The organism is Kribbella orskensis, from assembly GCF_004342085.1.
In the GTDB taxonomy this organism is placed as follows: Bacteria; Actinomycetota; Actinomycetes; order Propionibacteriales; family Kribbellaceae; genus Kribbella; species Kribbella orskensis.
In genome coordinates this window covers 625,632-644,456 of the sequence record NZ_SLWM01000003.1, presented here as the reverse complement: position 1 = coordinate 644,456, position 18,825 = coordinate 625,632, and the positions used below count along the sequence as shown (strand labels likewise).

The window sequence follows — 18,825 nt, the reverse complement described above, 5'->3', positions numbered from 1 at the left end:
GCGGCGGCAAAGGGATGGTCGCTTACGGTCGCAACGGCAACACTCGGCTATGCGCTGACAAAGAATGCACCCTCCATTGCTCTACTCGGCCTTATTTCCATCCTCCTATTCGCTTCCCTCGATGCCAGATACCTACGCGAAGAGAGGAAGTTCCGCGCGCTCTATGAGGATGCTTGCACCGGGAGCGTCGCCATCTATTTCATGAGAACCAGCTCATACGTTGACAGAGCCGATCCGAAACATAAACACTACTGCACCTGGCCGCACATTCTACGATCATGGTCGATACTCGGATTTTATCTGCCACTGCTACTCGTTGGTGTCGCCGTACTAATTAGGGCGAGCTCTACCGCTAGGTAGCTGCGCGAAATTCTTGCCTCAGCAACTCCCAGGCATCGTCTTTCTGTTCCTCTGTGTACGGGCTACTTGGTGGCCAAATTCGGCCTATCGAATCGCCGCTCCATCGAGGGACAACGTGAACATGCAAATGCATTACTGTTTGCGTCGCAGCCTCACCGTTCGATTGGATGACGTTGAGCCCATCTGGGCGCATCACTTTCCTAATGGCGTGAGCAACTTTCAAGGTCGCTTCGGCAATATGCGCTGCATCTTCCGCCGTAAGGGTCCAGATGTCAGGCTTATGAGCACGCGGGACAATCAATGTATGCCCGAGAGTGGCGGGCTCTAGCGGGAAGAATGCCACGACATGCGCATTGCGGAAGAGTTCCCTCGCATCCGGATCATCGCGTGCGACAATCTCACAGAAAGGGCAGTCCTTTTCAGGCGGCACTTCAGGAGCGCTTATATGCATTGTCCACCCAAGAGCCGATGTTGTTCTTGATGGACGCGTAGACCGCCTGACTATTAGATCCAACCGGATCATGGAGTGTCACATAGCTCCCCACAGTTCCCCCACCTTGGAGACCAACCTCGTTGAAAGGATTCGGCCCCAGGAAGTCGGTCTTACTATTTACGTCAGCAAGTCCATGGATGCGAATTCCAACAAGAGGGCGCCTTTCATTCCACGCCTTTGTTATCTCATACTTCACCCATGGACGTTTCGCCGTCTGAGCGCCGACCAGGACGACCACCGCACTCTTGTACTTCATCTGCTTTTCTATCCAATTCTCAACAGCCTTGGGCCCCTGCTTCTCGACGGTCTCCCAGTCCTGAGAATTGAGAAGCGGCTGCCCTTCGACAGCGCCCATTTTCATGACCTGCTGCACGCGCCAGTTATCCCGCTGGTAATAAAAACTAAAGAATGCCGACTTTGCCACGTATTCTCTCCCTAGATAGAAACGATCTCATGACGCGAGCTTAACTGAGGTCAGCCACATCTCAACGGGAACGCTCAAATGCGAGATGCGCCCGATTCCAGATTTAGCCACGCCAAATTTGGCAATCATTCATCAATGCCTGGCTCACCATTTGAATGGATCACCTCAGCAATCTCGCGGGCGATCTCATCGATCGTGTATTGGGATGTGCTCCGCGCGATCTTATCGACAAGTGATGGCGATTGGTCCATCACCTCGGCTTTCGTGATTTCGTGCCAGACCGGCAAAAGAGTCTGCTGACCAGAGACCGAGCGGCTCACGATCCCATCGAGCTCATACTGCGGCCAGCCTTTTGCAAAGAAGCTGCGCGAAATGATCACCACCCCGAATCGGCTCCGCGCGAGCCCTCGGTCAATCTTTCGGCGCAAGCTATCGCCGATGCGCAACTCGAAGTCATCAAGCCAAACGGATACGTCAAGTTGCTTGAGTGCATCGGTCAGTGGACGAGCTACTGCAGCCTTATCTTCGCTAGCGTGCGAGACGAAGACATCCCAGACTTGGGCGTCATCTTCAACGGACGGCGGCGCTTCGTGCCGGATGTCGGAGAGCGAGCCGCCCGAGAGGCCCTGCCTGGCCGGCGCCAGCGGTGGAGGGATGATCCGGACACTGGATCGCGTGGTGCCTCGCAACCCAATCATGTCCACAGTCACGAACCAGCGGCCGTCGCGCGGCACCGACATCCGGTAAGGCGATCGCTGAATGAGACCGCCGACGTACCGGTGCGCACGTCCCGCCTTATAGGCATTAAAGTTGCTGCTGTCCATAAGTCGAACGTTTGCTCCGTTTCCCTGCAGGGTGACCTCGACTGTCGCTCCCCGCTTGAGACTCGGAAATTCGTACTTAGTAAACGGGAATCCGCTGGACACAACCGCTCCTTTAACGCTCGTCTAGCAAGAAAGCGAGCGTATCTCCATCCGACGACACTTCTAGACAACGCCACGGGGAGTCGTCATCCTGAGCGCTTCGGCGGGGCTGTCGGCCCGTTCCTGTCCCAGGTGTCCCAGCGTCCCAGCGGTGCGCCTGACCTGCGCGTTCACCCGGGACGGGCGGTTGATGCGGATGTCCCAGGTGTCCCAGCGGACCGTACATCCGCGACGATTTGATCCCGACCTAGGAACGATCTGGTGTGCGACGCCAACCGAGCAAGAGCCATGAGCATTTGCCTCTGGCGGGGGCCTCGCGACTTCGGGATGACGGGTCGGAATCGGCCGGCTATCTGGGTGGGGGTCGGGGTGCGTCTTCCCGCCTGCCGCTCAGCCCAGTCAGGACCTATCAGGAGACGCCAGAGGGGCCGAACGGCAGACGGGAAGACGCTGGGCCGAAGCTGTGCGGCTGCGGTGGGGAGTTCCGACCGTCCGGAGTCAGGACGCGCGTTTGGGTTCCTCAGCAGCGCTGGTGTCAATCAGTCCAGCGGACATCCGCTCGAGTTGAGGCTCAAGCGTCGAGACGAATTTCTGAAGACGCTCGTCCGTCCAGTCTGTGAATCGGTCAACCTCCGACCGGTCGTACGCAGCACGTGCCGCCCCTATCCTCTGCTTAATCGAGGTGTAGGCGTCACTCTGCCTAACGACTTCAACCTCGCGCAGCTCTCTAGCAGAGTCCACGCTGTCGGGATCGTCGCATTCCGCCACGGAAGCTTCGATGTTCGCAAGCCGCGCCTCGATAGCACCGAGATCAGCCTCAAGTTCGATCAACGCCCGATTCCACCTGCGCTTCGAAACCGAGAGGTCGTGACGCCACAGATACCTGCGGACGGGAGTCGTTAACCACGCTAGGCGTCCAGCCATTCGTGCGATCGGACGCGCATACGAACGCACGACGAATTCAAGCGCTGGACTTATGATGATGCTGCCCATGCTGAAGACGATCGCCACCCGAATGATGACCGTCCAGAAGTCGCGAACTGGATCGCCCGCGAGGGCCCGGAAGCAGATACCCTCAGCCAACGCGAAGGCAAGCAACGGTACGGCCCAGAGGACGCCCTGGAGCTTCTTGTAGGCGCGCAGGCGACCTGGTTCCCATTTCGACATGATGGTGCGGGCCTCGATAACGAGCGCTAATGCAAGCACAGGCATCGTCTGAGCGCTCGTTGCCCAAAACTCGGTAGGTACCGTCACACGCATCAGTATGCGGCCTCGGATTCGCTTCAAGTCGCGGAAACTGCTCGACCGGATGTGAGTCTGTCGAGCCTGCACGGCTTGCTAGAGACAGCCCTGAGGACGCGACCGTGCGATGCTCGTGCGATCTCCAGCGGTCAAGAGAGGTCAAAAGGAGCCCGTCGTAGGTACCCTGCAACGCGGTCTGGCATCACCGCCGCCCCGCTTTGATTGATTTCCCAAGCTGACAGTGCGAGTTCGATTCTCGTCACCCGCTCCACTGGAACCCCAGGTCAGAGGCAGGTCCCTGGCCTGGGGTTTCCTCGTCTCAGGGGCCTGGTAGATGGCCCGTGCCCGCTACGTGCCCGATGCCTCTGGGAGGTCGTCCGGGTCCGCCTCGCTCGGCCCCTCTGGCAACCCCTTCTCGATCAGCTCTGACATCTTCTGAGCGACGCTCTCGTGGCGGTCGTCGTTGGTGTGGATGTAGATCAGCGCGGCTCTGCTGCTCGCGTGTCCCCTGCGCTCCATCAGCTCTCGGAGCATCGCACCGGTCTGCGCCGCCCAGGTGTTACCGGTGTGTCGCAGGTCGTGAAAATGGACCTCTTCAGTCAGCCCTGCGGCAGCGATTCCACGTCGCCGGTTCCTCTGGAACGTTGACAAACGCAACTGTGCACCCTTCGCGCCAGTGAAGACGAAGGCATCGGCTGCGTAACGGGCCCCAGGCCACCATCTAGAAGCGATTGCCGCCATGCTCGGAGCATGGGAGCCGTGAGTCAGGGTCAGCCAGCGCGGCTTTTGTCTCGCTGGCAAAAGTCGCTGCCCTCACGCACACCGCGTTAGATTCGAACACATTTCCCTTGAACTCAGTCGATGCTTGTCGGCTCTGACCAGGATGGCTGCGTTGTGGACGGTGTAGTCGACGCAGGGAGGCCGCGTCCCTGATCCGGAGGAACGGAGCGGAACGTACTGTTGCCAGGAGCACGGCGAGTGCGAGCGGGTGGGGAGCTGATGGTGTCAGGTTCGGAATCGGCGGGTGACTTCGTTGACGAGAATCGGCGGCGGCTTAGTCGGGAGGAGTCCGTTGCGCTGCTCTCGCGCCCGCTGGTGGGCGTCTTCTCGTCGCTGAGCGAGGCCGGCTGGATTCATTCGGTTCCGGTGCACTTCCTCTACGTTGACGACGAGATTCGAGTTCTCGTTGGCGCCGACGCGGTGAAGACCCGCAACGTCGCACGGACCGGGCAGGCGACATTGTGCGTCGAGGTCACGGAAGGTCCTGTCCGCAGTTTCGTCAGCGTGTCGGGATCGGTCGCAGTGCGCCGGCCTCCGCTGATGGAGGACCTGGTCGCATTGGACCAGCGCTATTCGCGTACCGATTTCGCGTCGGGATGGGACGATGCCGCCTTTGCCGCCGCGGCGATGCTGTCGCTGCGACCTCAACGATGGATCGCCTGAGCCGATTGGGACTGATTCCCGGGGCCCAGCGTGTGCGCTCGCCATCACGGCGAGGACCGCGGCACCACGAGAACGGCCCGTTGCATGCTCTGAGTGGTAGTCAGCTTGGGCCGCATCGACGTGGCGGCGCGAAGATCTTCCCGTCGTCGGAATCCGGTTCGTCGTTGCCCGGCTCCTCGGCCGCAGGGGGGCCTCGATCCCTTCTGGCCCAAGGGGTCGAGGCCATCCTGCCGATCAACAGGTGCCACGTCAGATGCCGGCACGTGGCGACTTCTTCAGATCGAAGTGGCTAGCCGTTGATGAACACGTAGTCGGCCTGGTAGGGGACGTTGACGATCGGTGTGGCCTGCGGGTCGCAGGGGCCGGTCGGGGCGACGCCGCCGACTGTGTTGAGGCGAAGCACCTCGACGGCGTTCGACAGCAGTCCGGAGGAGTCGCCGATCTGGGTGGCGTCGAGGTCCAGTTCGGCGATGTTGCCCGCACCGTTGGGGTTCCTGGTGACGACCCTGGTGCCGGTGACAGCGCTGCCGTCGGCTGCCTGCCACTGCGGCGGGCCGGCGGCGGGCTGGACGAAGGTGTGGTGGATGCCGCCGAGGAGGCGCGCCTCGACGCCGTACTGGGTGAAGGCGAACGAGCCGTCGAGTTGCACGGTGCAGGCGTAGATCTGGCTGCCTTGGATCACCGACTCCTGCAGTGCGGCCACCCCGGTCGTGCTGACCGCGTGACTGAGCAGGTGCAACTGGCCACGTACGGCGCCGTTCGGGAAGTCGTTGTTGCGCAGGTCCGTGTAGAAGCCGGTCGGGTCTGAGCGCAATGCGTCAAGCACCGTCGGGTCGGTGACAGTGACGCTGCCGGAGGCGAAGCTACCCCTTCCGCTCGGCGTGGTGAACAAAGGTACGACGACAGGCCCGTCCACTCCTCGACCGGCGGCGTGGATGGCTGCCTCGGTCGGGGTGTTGATGCCGCGCCAGGACACCGAGTAGCTGAGCGTGTTGCCCTCGATGCCGATGAGTTCCAGCGCCCGCCCGTCCGGATCGCCGCCTGTGATTTCGTTTCGGCCCTCCAGGCTCGCGACGAGGGTGGCGGGTGCTGCGGTCGGGTCGCCCGGCACGGTGATCCCCGCGAGCGGTGTCACCTGGGTGCTCGCTCCTGCCGCGCCGACGGCAAGGGTGGCGGAAGCGGCCGTCGCGACGAGGGCGGCGCCGATGCCGCGGGCCAGGCGGCGTCTTGTGCTGTGAGACATGGTGATTGTCCTTCCGGATCTGCGGCCGCCGCTTGTGCACGGCCCGTATCAGGTGCACGTAAATTTGCCGGCAGGCGCCCAGCCGGAGGGTGCGACAAAGATCACTGGCGGCTGGCTGAACCGAATCAATGCCGCATACGTGTCGCGATACCTATCGTGGCGGCTCGTCGCCATGAGCGACGGGTGCCCGCATGACGCTAGCCACTTCCGGCCCTAGCGCCGGCGACGCGGCTGGAACGTTGGGCGCGCGCCGACCGAGGTTCCCCGTGACTACCATCGGACCCCGGACCTCTCGGGAGTCGGAGATGAACGGATCGGATCGGAAGTACCGCGCGGTAGGGCTGCCGGCTTTGTCTGAGCGCCTCGCACGCGATGAGCACCGACCCGCTGACGATCCGGATCGATCTCGACCCGGGCCACTGAATCCGCCGGGGCCCGGGGGAGTGGATGGCCACTGGCCCGCGGCTACCGCTGTCCGTGGGTCCTGAGCTACCTGCGGGTCGCCAACCCCGACGGCTTGGCGATCACCCGCGCCGACCAGACCGCTGCACAGACCATCACCCGCACCTGCGAGGACGTGGAAAGCGCGTGGGCCAGGCATCTCGGCATCCGGCTCCGGCGTGTGCCCGATCCGTGCCTCCCCGTGCTGCTAACCCGCATCAGTGCTGCCATGTGCCCGTATGATGCCGCGTCAGCGGGGACGTCGACGGCGCGGCACCGACCCGCAGACGGAGAAGGGAGGAGACCGACATGCGCATCGAGGGCCGTGCGACGCTGGGCTACCGCGCGTACCGGCAGCTGATGTGGGCGTCCGGCAAGGGGCGGATTTTGAAGTTGTGGGGTGCCGCCCTCCTGATCGCGGTCGGCGTGCTGCTCCTCACACCGGCAGCTGGCGCAGGGCTGCTCGTCGCGTTCCTGGTCGCCGCCCCGCCGTACTTCGCCCTGTCGCTGCGGCGTGTCTGGCGGCGGTTGTCGGCCGGCGGGCAGACGGTAGAGATCGGGTACGAGCTAACCGACGAGGGGATGACGGTGAGCCTGGCCGGCGTCTCGACGCAGCACCGCTGGGAGTCCCTGCGGCCGCTGCGGGAGACGGCCCACTACTGGCTGTTCCAGAGCCTGCTGGCGCGACGTGCGATCGCCGTACCGAGGGACGCCTTCAGCGCCGACGCGCGCGTCGAGGTCGACGCCGTGTTCGCCAGGCGACGCTGACATCCGACGCGGAACTCCTGCGGGGACAGAGGTCTGTGCCATCGGCCCCTATCCCCGCCCCTCTCAGACCGCCCGAAACGCCGTCAAACGACCTCCGCTGCGAAATCGTTGCCGGAGCATCGGACTTCGCTACCCGCTGAATGTGGCTGTCAGCGATGCGCCGTGCAGGTGGTGGGTGGTGAACGTCAACCGCGTCCCGGCCGGGGTGTGCGTGACGGTGATTCCCGGATCAGCGGCCACCGTTGTGAGCCGACGGCCCAGCACGAACACCGAGATCGTGGTCCGCGACATCGTCGGGTCCGAGACGGCGATGGAGGTGGTGCGATCCGCGTTCCGCCGAGTGATCACCGACGCCGGTCCGTCAACGCTCAACCCCAGGACCTGGTGATGCCCGGGGGTGAAGGTGTTGACGGCAATCAGGTCCAGGCCACTGTGACGGATCGCCTGCACCCGCGTGGAGTTGGCCAGCACCAGCAGCCGCCCGTAGAGGTAGGACCGCAGCTTGGCCTCCGTGGCATTCGGCACCAGCGCGTACGCGAGCGCAGTACGGCCTGGGGCCTGGTGGCTCAGGGAGAAGATCTGCTTGGTGACAGAAGTGTCCGGGTTGGATGTCCGGATCACGCGGCGGCTGCGAGTGACCTGTTCGATGCCGACGGTGACCTTGCTGGGCTGGAGGAAGTAGTAGCCGAGGGACGTCGCCGCGGTGGTGTTGGCGTAGCGGAGCCACCTGAGGTCGGCGTCGCCGCTGCCGGACCACGCGCGCCCGTTCCGCAGTACTCCGTTGATCGTCAACTGGTCAGCCGGAGCCGCCAGGCGTGCGTCGATCGAGGTGGTCACCGCGCGATGGTCCTGGTCGCCGATCCCGGCGGCGAGGACGACGACCTCGTCGTCGAGCATGAACCAGGACTTGGTGGCGTCCGCGTTGCGGTAGACGACGAAGTCCTCGGGGAGCAGGTCCTGGTCGGCGTACGCGACATCGCTCGACTGGATCCACCCGGCCGCGCCGTACGGGCCGAGCGTCGCGCCACCGGAGTACTGGTTGGTGCCGACCGGGAAGTAGACGTACTTGTTCTGCGACTCCGACGACGCGGTGAAGTTGAGCGGATGCCCCGGGTTGTCGTAGTACGGCGTGCCGTAGAGCTGCGGGATCGTACTGCGCTGCTCCACCGGCGCGGTGACTCCGGCCAGCGCGTACGGCGACACGGTGGTCAGGTAGTCGACGCCGAACGCCTGGGTCTGGTCCTGGCCGCTCAGGTAGAGGTAGTAGGCCCCGTCGCCCTGGAACCACGGCATCAGGTTCTCGCCGCTCATGTACTCGTACTTGCTGATCCTGGCGGAGCTCCTCGACAGGGCGAACGCGTACCCGGGCCGGCGGTGCACGTTCCGGTCCATCGCGTTGAAGGCGACGCTGCTGGCTGCCGGATTGAGGTCGGCCGGCACGATCGCCGGGTCGGCGGTGATGGCGGCGAAACGGGTGATGCTGACCGGCGAGACGAAGCTGTTCGGGTTGAGCGTCGGGCGCGCGGTGAACTTGACGTAGCGCTTCAGCCGCGCGGCATCCGTCGGCTCCGCGTAGTCCGCGAGGTCGACGATCGCCTCGACCACGATGGCGACATCGTCGTACCCGGTGGCGGTCCGGGAGATCGCGCGCCCCTTGACCACCTCCGTCATCCAGCCCTCGAAGATCAGCGGCGCGAAGCCTTCCTCGATCCAGCCCTGGACCACCTTCACCAGCTCACCGGACTGCGCGTAGTCCGTGCCGTCGAGGGTCTTCACCGTCTGGACGACTCTGGTCAGCAGGCCCTTGCCGTACGAGCCGGTGTACGCGACCGAGTCGTGCTGGATGAACGAGCCGTCCGCGTAGTACCCGTCGGTGACACCGTGCTGCAGGTTGTACGGGTCGATGGTGGCGAAGACCGAGAACTGGTCCTGCAGCGCCTTGCGGATCCGCGCGTCGTCGTCGAGCAGGGCGCCCTGGATGATCCGGTTGGCGGTGATGTCGGACAGGTTCGCGCCGGTGTGGAACCGGGAGTCGAGGTCGACGTCACCGTCCTTGCCGTTGCGCAGGTACGCGTCCATCGACGCGACGTACGTGCTGATCAGCTCGGCAGGAGCGTCGAGCAGCGCGAGGGTCTTGCCGACGTGGGTGGAGATGCCGATCTCCCAGGTGAACCAGTTGCCGTAGTACCCCTTCGACTGGTCGCCGTAGTAGTTGTCGTGCAACCACCGCAGCTTCTCGATCACCCTGGCCTGGATCGCCGCGTTGCCCTGCAGGTCCGACGCCGGACCCGGGCGCCGGGTGGCCAGCGCGATCTCGTAGAGGTGCTGGTACGACGCGTTGAGGTTCGGGTCGCTCGTGCCGAGGGGGAGACCGGCGAAGAGTTCTCCGGCCTGGGCCCGGTCCATCGCGGACAGCCAGGTCCGGGCGGTCTGGTCGAGGGCCGCGAGCTTGGCCTTCACCTCGGGCCGTTGGTTGGACTCGGGCGTGCCCGCGAAGATGCCGACGAGATTCGCCAGCAACTGCGAGGTACCGGCGGCTCGGGTCGCGCTGGCTCCTCGGGTCGCGGTGGCTCCGAAAGGCACGGCGCTCGCGGGCGCAGGGTTGACCGCGGTCAGCAAAGCGGCGGCGGGGACGAAAGACAGCAGGCGGCGACGGGTGATGTCCACTGGTACTCCCGGGCGAAGGGGAAAAACCTCACGCCCGGAGTCAACCAGCCGGAACTATCTTACGGCAACCGCTTACCTCCTCTTTCCTTCCCCGGATCAGCGGCGGGTGCGGAAGGTACGGCGCAGATCGTCCACCCAGGCGTCGGGAACTTCCCAGGGGATGAAGTGGCCGCCGGCATCGTGGGCGGTGAGGTTGACGTGGTTGTACCAGCCCTCGCGCAGGGCGAGCCAGCTGTCAACGCGCTGCTCGGTGGTCACGCCGGGCGGGTTCTCGTAACCGACGAAAGTGATGCCGGTCGGGGCCTCGATCACCGGCTTGCGCTCGTGCGACGGTGTCCACGGGTAGCGGTTGGCGTTCGCGTAGTACCGGATCGACGTACTGATCGCGTTGTTGACCCAGAAGATCATCGCGTGTGTTAGCAGGTCGTCCTTGCTGAAGACGCTCTCGAGGTCGCCATGGTCGTCGCTCCATCGCTCCCAGCGCTCGAGGATCCAGGCGAGCAGGCCGACGGGCGAGTCGGTCAGTCCAAAGGAGAGCGTGCTGGGGTCGAGGACGTGCGCGGCCAGGTGAACGGCGAACCGGCGATCGAGCGCGACGACCTGCGCATGCACGGCCTCGGGCAGCCCTTCGGGGATCGGCCGGCCGCCGCTGAGGTCCCAGGCCCGGTCGCCGGTGAAGAAGTCGAGCCGCAGACCCGAGCCGATGTGGATGCCGTGCAGCTCGTCGGCGTACTTGTGGCCGAGCTGACCGGTCACCAGCGCGCCGATGTCGCACCCGGCAGCGGCGTATTTCGAGTAGCCGAGGGTCTCGGTCATCAAGGTGTGCCAGAGGTCGGCCACCTTCCAGAAGTTCATGTCCGGGTTCTTCGGCAGCGGGGTGGAGAACCCGAAGCCCGGCAGCGACGGCACGATCACGTCGAACGCGTCGGCCGGATCGCCCCCGAAGGCGGCGGGGTCGGCGAGCTGGTCGATCACCTTCGACCAGTGCCAGAAGGTCCACGGCCACCCGTGGCTGAGGATCAACGGCGTCGGCGCCGGACCGACCCCCGGCTTGCGCAGGAAGTGAACCGGTACGCCGTCCACGTGCACCTGGTAGTGCTCGTAGGCGTTGATCGCGGCCTCGGCCTTGCGCCAGTCGTACTGGTTGAGCCAGTACTCGGCGAGCTCCTGGAGGTAGGTCCGGCCGACCCCGTAGGACCAGTCGTCGTTCCCGACGTCGTCGGGCCACCGGGTGAGCTCGAGCCGCGCCCGGAGGTCGTCCAGCGTCGCGTCGGAAACATGGATCGGGGTCGGCTCCAACGGGAAGCGAGCGTTCTCAGCCATGCCACCTCTACCTGTCGACAGCGGGTTCCTTCCAGCTCGTAACATATCCCCGGCTCACGTCGGCGCCGACCGAATTTCCACCCTCAGAGACGCCCGAACTCCGCGTACTGTGTGGCGCCGCGGCTGACCGCTTCCTGGGCGGCGGCGAGCCGACGCGCCATGGACGGCCGCAGCCGGGTACTCGCCTGTTCGAGCGTCAGGAACTCACTCCCGCGCGCCTCCACCGGGTCGACCCGCAGCTGCTGGATCTGCTCGCGGTCGAGGACCCCGCCGTCGAAGATGAAGTTCACCGCGTCGAACCAGACCCCGATCGCCGGCACCCAGTCGACCACCAGCAACGGACCGATCTCCAGCTCCAGCCCGATCTCCTCCCGGACCTCACGACGACAGGCCTCGAGCGGCGACTCGTCCTGCTCCGCCATCCCACCCGGAATGTCGAGCGTCGGCTTGTAGGTCGGCTCGAGAAAGAGGATCAACCCGTCCTCGTTCCGGATCAACGCCCCACCGGCCACCCCTTTGCGCGGCATCCGCTGCGCAATCCCCGGATGAAACTCCGCCTCAGGCACCCCCTCAGCAGCCAGATCGCCCGCACGCCCGCCCTCAGTCATCGGTCACACCTCCCAGCAGCACCCTGGCACGCTGGGGACTCAGTCCTCGCAACCAATGCCGTCGTTATCCCGGTCCAGCCCGTAGATATCTGTACCTACCACCTCGACCGGTCCGTCGACGTACGCCGGGCCATTGCCGGTGCCGCTCGAACAGTCAACGTCGCTGGCGATGGGCACACAGTCGCCGGTGTAGTTGGGGTCGCAATTCCCGGCGGGTTGAGGCTCGACCTTTGTGCCGATCGAGGTGACCTGTGCTACCGGCGCCCGGACGACGACCTGGCTCACCAGCCGCTTGCCGGTCTGTACGCCGTCGGTCAGGGTCAGCTCGAAAGTCAGGCGCTTCGTGCCCGGGACGCCATGGGCAGTGACAACCTTCTGTCCCTTGGCCAGCGACGGATCCGTCTGCGTGACCTTCCGGAAGGCAATCTTCCTTGTCTCCATGACCAGCCGGCGGGTCACCACGGGTGTCAACGCGACCGTCGGCGTCCGCTTCGGCCTCGCAGATGGTGAATTGGTTGGCGTCGGCGCCGACGTCGTCCGTGGCACCTTCGGAGCAGTCGGTATAGGCGAATCCACCGTCACGGACACGGATTCGTCAGACGGCTCTGCCGCGCAGCCTGGCAGCGCTCCGCCAGAGACAAACACAACAACCGCGGCCACAACCCCCACTCGCATGGCCCTGAGTCTCCTGCTCGGTCACCCCGGCCGCCAGACCTCAGCTCGATCACGTAAGTGCAGGTTGGTGAGGTCCGGGTCTCAGGAACCGCCCGCGCCTATCCACAGCCCCTCCATCGACGGCAGCTTCGTCGCCGCACACGGGTAGACGGAGTGCGTCAGCACCCACGGAGTACCGGCGTTCAGCCGCTGCCAGACGCCGAGCTGCCGACTCTCCGAGTCGTCGGAGACGCCCGAGCTGACGACGAATCGCATTGGGTACGAGGTGAACTCGGGCGCACCGATCCGCGGTTTGGTGTAGGTGAACAGCTTGATCTTGTTCTTGCCGGCCGCGTCGAGCTTGCCGTCGATCCGGTACCCCGCACGGGTCTGCGCGAGCGTCGGGTTGCCCTCGATCGTCTCCGAGAGCTTGGCGTCCCGCGCCTGGTTCGCCTTGTTGTTGACCTCGTTGTACCGCTCGACCACGGCCTTCCCGTCGGCCAGGGTGACCGCCGGCCGGCTGAGCGACTGGCTGGTGTTCTTCTCCGGCACCGCGACACAACCAGTTGCCGCCAGCAACAGAACGACCCCCGTCGCCAGCCCGGCGTACCGGCGTATCTGGCCTTGCTTCTCGTACGTCGGCGGGCTGTACGGCATCACCGGCGCGGCGGCGACTACGGGCAAGGGCGGAGCGGGCTGCTTGCGGCGGCGGAAGAACACCAGCACCAGGCCCACGACGAGCAGCAGCAGGCCGATCCCGAGGACCAGCAGGCAGGTCCGGAACGCCCCGTCGAGCTCGACACCGAAGGTGACCCGGCAGCCACCCCGGGAGACCCGTCCGCGTCGGGCCGACCAGCCAGAAGGCGGCGACGGCCCCGGCCAGAGTGACCAGTAATCCCACCAGGGCCAGCAGCAGGCCAGGGCGATGCGGGCGAAACGCATGAGCGTGCAGTGGCGGGTAATCGAGGCGAAATCGTGGCCAGACCGCGGCGCATCGGCGGCTAGCTCGCCGCAGGAGGCGCTGCCGCCGCCGGCGCCGATTTCCTCCGCGACCAAATCGACCTGCTGCTATCCCCTTGCCGCAACCCAGAGTGGACTCACGTGCGGCTGGTTGCGTGGAGGCTTCGGCGGAGGCGGAGTTCGTCTCGCAACGACGGGGGGATCGGCAGGTTGCGGTCCTCGAGGGCAGCGGCGCACGCCTCGAGACTCTGCAGGAGGCGGTCCGCGCGGCGCCCGCCGGCGGTGCCCAGGCGAGGCGCTCCGCGCTCAAGCTGGTTCGCGGACCGGGCTTCGGTCAACTCGGCGAACAGTGCGTTGAGGGTGATATCCGCAGGCCGCAGCCGGATCGGACCGGACTGCTCAGCGGACGACTGCAGGAACAGTGGGAACGACATCGACATCGCCTCGTCACACCGGGGACTTCCAGGCGCTCGACAGTGAGACGCCACCGACTCCGATCCCTCAAGATACTCCCTGTCTCGTCAGAGGGCCGCCGTCCTGATACTCCTCGTCTCGTCAGGCGACTGCCGCCGTGGCTCGCTGCATCGCCAGCAGCGTCGCCCCGGCGAGCGCAGTACCGGCGGCGCAAGCCAGTACTGCGAGCTGTACGCCGGCTGTGGCGACCAGGCCGAGCAGGCTCGTCGAGGCAATCAGCTGAAGGGTCTGGGCGAGCGCCAGCAGCGACTGCAGCCGGGTCGGGTGCGACCGTGGCGTGCTCGCGACGAACAGTGGTGCCAGGTGCGAGGTGAAGATGCCGATGCCAACGCCTTGGACAGCCGCGAACAGTGCCGCTAGGTAGGCGGACGACGCCAGCGAGGGACCGGTGACTCCAGGGGCAGCGACCAGGCAACCGACCGCAGCGGTCCGTCCGGGGTGGGCGAAAGCGCCAAGCCCGGACGACCAACAGCGTCACCACCAGGCCACCGGCGACCGTTGCCCCGACCACCAATCCTGCTTGCGAGGCAGCCCAGCCGTTCGAGCGAGCCAGAAGTGGCGCGCACAACGAAGTCACCGGGAGAACGGAGGCCGCCATCAAACCGACGGTCAGCAGCGGACGCAGTACGGGGTCTGTCCAGGCCAGGCGGATGCCATCGAGTGCTTCCTTCACCACGGATCCGGCGGCCGGCTCGAGTGCGGTCTCGCGCGGCAGTTTGATGAACGCGAGGCAGGCGAAGGCGATGAGCAAGGTGAAGGCGTCGAAACGGTGCCGATGGTGGATGCGGTCAGCAGGAGTAGCGCCACCGAAGTGCCAATCAGGTGTACTGCGCCGGCGAGGAAGAAGGTGACCGCGGCGAGGAGGAGGTAGCAGGTGAGCAGGAGGCGGCATGGACCCCAGCGGTCGCCCAGGACGCCACCGGCGAGCAGAAGTACGGCGCGAGGAGGGTGTAACCGGTCAGCACCAGCCCGGCGACGTGCGGACCGAGGCCGGCTGCCGCCCAACCGAGGGCGAAGAAGACCGCGGTATCGCCGAACGCCGAGAGTGACGCGCCTGCCAGCCAGCCGTAGTAGCCCCCGGTTCACCCGTCGAGAAGGGCCGGCATCACCAGAGTGGTGAAGGTGCCCTGATCGGCTGAACGCACGACGACCGGCCGGTCCACGGGGCCGATCTCGAGCAGTACGTCCGGTCCGACGCTCACCGTCAGCGCGGCCGCGAGCAGCGAGGCGGTGAACCCGATCCGGAGGGGCTCGCCCGACGCGATCACCTCGAGCCCTCCCGACGGCGCCGTCGCCCCCTTCGGCGTCACTGTGAGCCGGTCCGAGTCGATGCTCAGGGCAACGGTTTCGCCGGTCAGCAGGTCGAGCAGCCTGAGCCGGTCGACGACGACCCGGCTGGTCGGCGGCGCCAGTCCCTCGAGGATCGACTGGTACGCCGGGAACTCCTCGTCGACCACCGGCACCTCGCGCGGGGCGCCGTCGGCCGCGAACGTCGTACCGGCTGGGCCCGTCTCGATCCGCACCTCGGCCGCGGCTGCCACCCAACGGGCGAGGGCGGTCAGTTCGGTCGCCGTGACGAGCAGGTTCCGCGGGTAGCCGGTGAAGGCGACCGGGTGGAGCTTGCGGACGGACAGGCGGTAGCGGTCGGTCGCCACCAGGGTGACCTCGTCCTCGTCGAGCTCGATCAGGACGCAGGCGAGGGCCGGGATCTCGTCGGTCGGCGCCGCGGCGGCCGCCACCTGGCGGATCGCACTGGCGAGCTCGGCGCCGCCCAGCGTGACCGCGCACTCGTACGGAACCGCCGGCAGCGAGGCGAGGATTCGCGCCGCGGCCCGGCGAGCGGCGTCGGCCTTACCCTCGACCGTCCGCAGATGCGCCCGCACCACCGCGGCACCCGCGGCCGGTCCCTCGTCGAGCACCACCCGTACCTCGGCCAGCGGCAGGTCGATCTCTCGCAGATCCCGGAGCAGGGCGGCTCGCGGTTCCTGGTCCGGCGCGTAGTACCGGTAGCCGTTCTGGTCGTCCACCTTTGCGGGCCGCAACAGCCCGCAGTCGTCGTAGAACCGCAGCGCACTCGGGGTCAATCCCACCCGCCGCGCAAACGCGCTGATCGCCAGCAACTCGTCCGTCATGCCCCCGATCCTCGACCAACTCGAAGGTCAACCCGCACACCGGGCCCGGGAGCGGGCATGGAAATGAAGGGTCGGGTCGTGCTGCGGGAGGTCGGGGGGTCGGTGAAAATGGGGGCGTGACGAGGTTGTTCGTGGTGACCGGCGCGCCTGGGGCCGGCAAGTCGACGGTGATCCCGGAGCTGTTGCGGCTGCGCGCCGGGCAGCTGGTCGTGATGGACATGGACGAGTTGCTCGATTCCGAGGGCCGGGTGCTCGGCATCGAGATCGCCGACTCGTCCGCCGCCGCGAACTGGCCCGCGTACAACGCGCTGTGGCTGCGGATCACCGAGCTGGTCCGTCGCTCCGGCACCCCGATGCTGCTGCTCTCGCCGCTGGTGCCGACGGAGCTGCCCGAAGGCCGCTGGCTGCACCTCGACTGCCCGGACTCCGTACGCCGTAAAAGGTTGTCCGAGCGCGGGTGGTCCGACGAGCAGATCGAGGAGGCGATCGCCGACGCCGCGCAGATCCGCAAGCTGGTCCCCCGTTCGGTCGCCGGCGACGGCACTCCCGAGGACTCCGCTCGCCTGATCCTTACCTGGGTCAACGAGTAGCAAACCACCGCGCGACCCTGCCGTCGACCTGGATCTCCTCGGACTTGATCACGCTGGATCGTCACACGCCGCCCGGTTCACTCGATGTGCAGCGCGACCGGGACCCGTTCGGGCGGCGCGGCGATCGGCAACGCGCCGAGCCCGGGCGTGATCGACCCGAGCACGCTCGCATGCCGCGCCCCGGTACAACTCGGCACCGTCCCAGCCAGCCCGTTCACCGTCAGAAACCCCAGTACTGCGAACGCGTACGCCTCCTTCGCCGCGGAAGGCAGGCCGAGCTCGTCCGTACTTCGCAGCGGGATCCCGCGGAGCTCCTGGGCGAGCAGGTGCATCAGCGCGGGGTTCCGGATGCCACCGCCGGCCGCGATCACCTCGGTACCGCCGTACGCGTGCACGGCGTCGGCCACGGTCCGGGCGGTCAGCGCGGTGACGGTGGCGACCAGGTCGTCGGGGGCGATCTCGGGAAGCCCGGTCATCGCCGTCGCGAGGTAGCCGAGGTGGAATAGCTCCTTCCCGGTGCTCTTCGGTGCCGGTCTGCCGTAGTAGGGCTCGGCCAGCAACCGCTCGAGCAGTTCGGGGTGGACCCGCCCACGACCGGCCATCACACCGTCCGCGTCAAAGGTTGACCGCCCACCGGTGAGCTCCCGCACCACCGCATCGATCAACGCGTTGGCCGGCCCCGTATCGAACGCGATCGGCTCCGAGCTCGGGACGACGGTGATGTTGGCTATACCGCCCAGGTTGAGGGCGACCGGGGTGCCGGAGCGGCCGCGGAGCCAGAGGACGTCGAAGATGCTGACCAGCGGGGCTCCCTGACCGCCCGCGGCGACATCGCGGGAGCGCAGGTCCGAGACCACCGTCGTACCGGTCGCCTCAGCGATCCAGGCGGGCTGGCCAAGTTGCAGCGTGCCGTGGACCTGCCCCTCCTCCACCCAGTGGAAGACGGTCTGCCCGTGCGACACGATCAAATCCGCGTGACCACCACAGAGTTGCTCGACCGCCTGCTCCGCCAGTCCCGCGAAGGCCTGTCCGATCCCGGTGTCGAGCCGGCACACCTGCTCCAGCGTGGTGGCTGCCGGAGGCAAGGAACTGGCCAGCTCAGCTCGCAACGACTCCGAATACTCCCGGCTCAGCAGACCCAGCGGAGTGAGGATGATCCGGTCGCCCTCGATCCGCAGATCCGCCGCCGCCGCGTCGATCGCGTCGTACGAGGTGCCGGACATCAGCCCGATGACGCGCATGTCAGTCCCGCAACTCGCGCTGGTAGTCGTCGCCGCGCAGGGTCAGCAACGCGACCACGCTGACCGCGCACGTCACCGCCACGTAGTAGCGGGGATGTCGACGTTCTTGGTCCGCTTGATCAGTTCGGTGATGATCAGGCCTGCGCAGCCGGAGAAGACAGCGTTCGACAGCGAGTACGCCAGGCCGAGGCCGGTGTAGCGCGCTCTGGTCGGGAACATCTGCGCCAGCATCGCGGGACCCGGTCCGGCCAAACAGAAGAGGAGTCCTCAGAGCTCGTACTCCCAGCCCGGCTGCCAGGCGAAGGGCGCGTCCACGAGATCTTCCAGCGGAGTCCCGTCGCCGAGGAGATGCTGCAGGGCCCACCGCTGCGCCCCATGCCCGACCACCAGCACCTTGCGACCGTCGTACGGGCCCTTGATGTCGGCGAGGAACGACTGAGTGAGGCCGAGCACGTCCCGATAGCTCTGACCGCCCGGGAACGGTACGTCGACCTTCGGCCTCCGCGGCGCGAGTAGTTCGGCCGGCGCCCCGTTGAGCTCGCCGTAGTCGCACTCGCGCAGTCGCCAGTCCTGGAACCGCGGGATCGCCTGTCCCTCGAACGCGATCTCGACCGTCTTCACCGCGCGCAGCAGGTCGGAACTGAAGATCGCGTCGACGTCCTGGCGGCGCTCGCCCAGCAGCACCGACTCGCGTCGGCCCTCGGCGGACAACTCCCCCGGCAGCCACCCGGTGGCGATGCCCGTCTCGTTGTCCACGGTCGTCGAGTGCGTCTCGTAAACCAGCTTCACAGTCACGCTGACCACCCTGCCCGATCAGGTCACAGGGGAATCCGCTTGGT

20 protein-coding genes are annotated in these 18,825 nt (G+C 66.3%); 4 read left to right on the top strand and 16 right to left on the bottom strand.

Features of this window, described 5'->3' with window-relative positions; all coding sequences use genetic code 11:
* Positions 1 to 352: 352 nt before the first annotated feature.
* The 5 genes from EV644_RS12000 to EV644_RS11980 form a co-directional block, all read right to left on the bottom strand.
* Complete coding sequence (locus EV644_RS12000; protein ID WP_132197680.1) at positions 353 to 811, bottom strand: HIT family protein; 459 nt, start codon at positions 809 to 811, stop codon at positions 353 to 355.
* Positions 792 to 1,277, bottom strand: coding sequence for a TIR domain-containing protein (locus tag EV644_RS11995; protein ID WP_132197678.1), 486 nt, complete (start codon positions 1,275 to 1,277; stop codon positions 792 to 794). The genes EV644_RS12000 and EV644_RS11995 overlap by 20 nt, the downstream gene beginning before the upstream one ends.
* Before the next feature lie 125 nt (positions 1,278 to 1,402).
* A complete protein-coding gene (locus EV644_RS11990; RefSeq protein ID WP_132197676.1) occupies positions 1,403 to 2,203 on the bottom strand; it encodes a DUF1883 domain-containing protein in 801 nt (266 codons plus the stop codon).
* Positions 2,204 to 2,698: 495 nt separating this feature from the next.
* Positions 2,699 to 3,412 carry a hypothetical protein gene (locus EV644_RS11985; protein ID WP_132197870.1) on the bottom strand — a complete coding sequence of 238 codons (714 nt, stop codon included), beginning with the start codon at positions 3,410 to 3,412 and terminating at the stop codon, positions 2,699 to 2,701.
* 378 nt (positions 3,413 to 3,790) lie between these two features.
* The gene (locus tag EV644_RS11980) at positions 3,791 to 4,183 is read right to left on the bottom strand and encodes a tyrosine-type recombinase/integrase (protein ID WP_132191605.1); all 393 of its coding nucleotides are present in this window, start codon (positions 4,181 to 4,183) and stop codon (positions 3,791 to 3,793) included.
* A 258-nt stretch (positions 4,184 to 4,441) separates the two neighbouring features.
* Between EV644_RS11980 and EV644_RS11975 the strand changes: the two genes are divergently transcribed.
* Positions 4,442 to 4,885 (top strand): pyridoxamine 5'-phosphate oxidase family protein, encoded by a 444-nt coding sequence (locus tag EV644_RS11975; RefSeq protein ID WP_132191606.1) that lies wholly within the window; start codon positions 4,442 to 4,444, stop codon positions 4,883 to 4,885.
* Between the two features lie 289 nt (positions 4,886 to 5,174).
* Here EV644_RS11975 and EV644_RS11970 read toward each other — a convergent pair whose 3' ends face one another.
* Positions 5,175 to 6,128: a DUF3455 domain-containing protein gene (locus EV644_RS11970; RefSeq protein ID WP_132191607.1), complete on the bottom strand. Its 954-nt coding sequence runs from the start codon at positions 6,126 to 6,128 to the stop codon at positions 5,175 to 5,177.
* Positions 6,129 to 6,878: 750 nt separating this feature from the next.
* Here EV644_RS11970 and EV644_RS11965 point away from each other — a divergent pair.
* A complete protein-coding gene (locus EV644_RS11965) occupies positions 6,879 to 7,337 on the top strand; it encodes a YcxB family protein (RefSeq protein WP_132191608.1) in 459 nt (152 codons plus the stop codon).
* 129 nt (positions 7,338 to 7,466) lie between these two features.
* On the opposite strand, the gene EV644_RS11960 is transcribed toward EV644_RS11965, so the two are convergent.
* The 6 genes from EV644_RS11960 to EV644_RS11935 all read right to left on the bottom strand — a co-directional run bounded on the left by EV644_RS11960 (position 7,467) and on the right by EV644_RS11935 (position 13,983).
* Positions 7,467 to 10,004, bottom strand: coding sequence for a polysaccharide lyase family 8 super-sandwich domain-containing protein (locus tag EV644_RS11960; protein ID WP_132191609.1), 2,538 nt, complete (start codon positions 10,002 to 10,004; stop codon positions 7,467 to 7,469).
* 96 nt (positions 10,005 to 10,100) lie between these two features.
* Complete coding sequence (locus EV644_RS11955) at positions 10,101 to 11,327, bottom strand: epoxide hydrolase family protein (protein ID WP_132191610.1); 1,227 nt, start codon at positions 11,325 to 11,327, stop codon at positions 10,101 to 10,103.
* Positions 11,328 to 11,410: 83 nt separating this feature from the next.
* A complete protein-coding gene (locus EV644_RS11950; protein ID WP_132191611.1) occupies positions 11,411 to 11,935 on the bottom strand; it encodes an NUDIX domain-containing protein in 525 nt (174 codons plus the stop codon).
* A gap of 39 nt (positions 11,936 to 11,974) precedes the next feature.
* Positions 11,975 to 12,394: a G5 domain-containing protein gene (locus tag EV644_RS11945; RefSeq protein ID WP_158292788.1), complete on the bottom strand. Its 420-nt coding sequence runs from the start codon at positions 12,392 to 12,394 to the stop codon at positions 11,975 to 11,977.
* Positions 12,395 to 12,691: 297 nt separating this feature from the next.
* Positions 12,692 to 13,531, bottom strand: a complete 840-nt coding sequence (locus EV644_RS11940; protein ID WP_132191612.1) for a DUF8094 domain-containing protein — start codon at positions 13,529 to 13,531, stop codon at positions 12,692 to 12,694.
* A gap of 155 nt (positions 13,532 to 13,686) precedes the next feature.
* Positions 13,687 to 13,983 (bottom strand): hypothetical protein, encoded by a 297-nt coding sequence (locus tag EV644_RS11935; RefSeq protein ID WP_132191613.1) that lies wholly within the window; start codon positions 13,981 to 13,983, stop codon positions 13,687 to 13,689.
* A gap of 862 nt (positions 13,984 to 14,845) precedes the next feature.
* Between EV644_RS11935 and EV644_RS47135 the strand changes: the two genes are divergently transcribed.
* Positions 14,846 to 14,977: a hypothetical protein gene (locus EV644_RS47135; protein WP_255513803.1), complete on the top strand. Its 132-nt coding sequence runs from the start codon at positions 14,846 to 14,848 to the stop codon at positions 14,975 to 14,977.
* 128 nt (positions 14,978 to 15,105) lie between these two features.
* On the opposite strand, the gene EV644_RS11930 is transcribed toward EV644_RS47135, so the two are convergent.
* The gene (locus tag EV644_RS11930; RefSeq protein WP_132191614.1) at positions 15,106 to 16,155 is read right to left on the bottom strand and encodes a DNA polymerase III subunit beta family protein; all 1,050 of its coding nucleotides are present in this window, start codon (positions 16,153 to 16,155) and stop codon (positions 15,106 to 15,108) included.
* Between the two features lie 116 nt (positions 16,156 to 16,271).
* On the opposite strand from EV644_RS11930, the gene EV644_RS11925 reads away from it, so the two are divergent.
* Entirely contained in the window at positions 16,272 to 16,745 is a 474-nt protein-coding gene (locus tag EV644_RS11925; protein ID WP_241998838.1) for an AAA family ATPase, read from the top strand.
* A gap of 77 nt (positions 16,746 to 16,822) precedes the next feature.
* Here the strand turns inward: EV644_RS11925 and EV644_RS11920 are convergent, their stop codons facing one another.
* From EV644_RS11920 to EV644_RS11910, 3 genes are all read right to left on the bottom strand, one after another.
* A complete protein-coding gene (locus EV644_RS11920; RefSeq protein WP_132191615.1) occupies positions 16,823 to 17,986 on the bottom strand; it encodes an anhydro-N-acetylmuramic acid kinase in 1,164 nt (387 codons plus the stop codon).
* Between the two features lie 72 nt (positions 17,987 to 18,058).
* The gene (locus EV644_RS45280) at positions 18,059 to 18,205 is read right to left on the bottom strand and encodes a hypothetical protein (RefSeq protein WP_199239755.1); all 147 of its coding nucleotides are present in this window, start codon (positions 18,203 to 18,205) and stop codon (positions 18,059 to 18,061) included.
* A gap of 48 nt (positions 18,206 to 18,253) precedes the next feature.
* Positions 18,254 to 18,781, bottom strand: coding sequence for a histidine phosphatase family protein (locus EV644_RS11910; RefSeq protein WP_132191616.1), 528 nt, complete (start codon positions 18,779 to 18,781; stop codon positions 18,254 to 18,256).
* Positions 18,782 to 18,825: the final 44 nt, after the last annotated feature.

Coding starts and splice junctions, on each gene's coding strand:
- EV644_RS11985 (WP_132197870.1), bottom strand. CDS start 3,412: ATGCCTGTGCTTGCATTAGCGCTCGTTATCGAGGCCCGCACCATCATG.
- EV644_RS11975 (WP_132191606.1), top strand. CDS start 4,442: ATGGTGTCAGGTTCGGAATCGGCGGGTGACTTCGTTGACGAGAATCGG.
- EV644_RS11965 (WP_132191608.1), top strand. CDS start 6,879: ATGCGCATCGAGGGCCGTGCGACGCTGGGCTACCGCGCGTACCGGCAG.
- EV644_RS11950 (WP_132191611.1), bottom strand. CDS start 11,935: ATGACTGAGGGCGGGCGTGCGGGCGATCTGGCTGCTGAGGGGGTGCCT.
- EV644_RS11930 (WP_132191614.1), bottom strand. CDS start 16,155: ATGACGGACGAGTTGCTGGCGATCAGCGCGTTTGCGCGGCGGGTGGGA.
- EV644_RS45280 (WP_199239755.1), bottom strand. CDS start 18,205: ATGTTCCCGACCAGAGCGCGCTACACCGGCCTCGGCCTGGCGTACTCG.
- EV644_RS12000 (WP_132197680.1), bottom strand. CDS start 811: ATGCATATAAGCGCTCCTGAAGTGCCGCCTGAAAAGGACTGCCCTTTC.
- EV644_RS11940 (WP_132191612.1), bottom strand. CDS start 13,531: ATGCGTTTCGCCCGCATCGCCCTGGCCTGCTGCTGGCCCTGGTGGGAT.
- EV644_RS11955 (WP_132191610.1), bottom strand. CDS start 11,327: ATGGCTGAGAACGCTCGCTTCCCGTTGGAGCCGACCCCGATCCATGTT.
- EV644_RS11920 (WP_132191615.1), bottom strand. CDS start 17,986: ATGCGCGTCATCGGGCTGATGTCCGGCACCTCGTACGACGCGATCGAC.
- EV644_RS11935 (WP_132191613.1), bottom strand. CDS start 13,983: ATGTCGTTCCCACTGTTCCTGCAGTCGTCCGCTGAGCAGTCCGGTCCG.
- EV644_RS11980 (WP_132191605.1), bottom strand. CDS start 4,183: ATGGCGGCAATCGCTTCTAGATGGTGGCCTGGGGCCCGTTACGCAGCC.
- EV644_RS11970 (WP_132191607.1), bottom strand. CDS start 6,128: ATGTCTCACAGCACAAGACGCCGCCTGGCCCGCGGCATCGGCGCCGCC.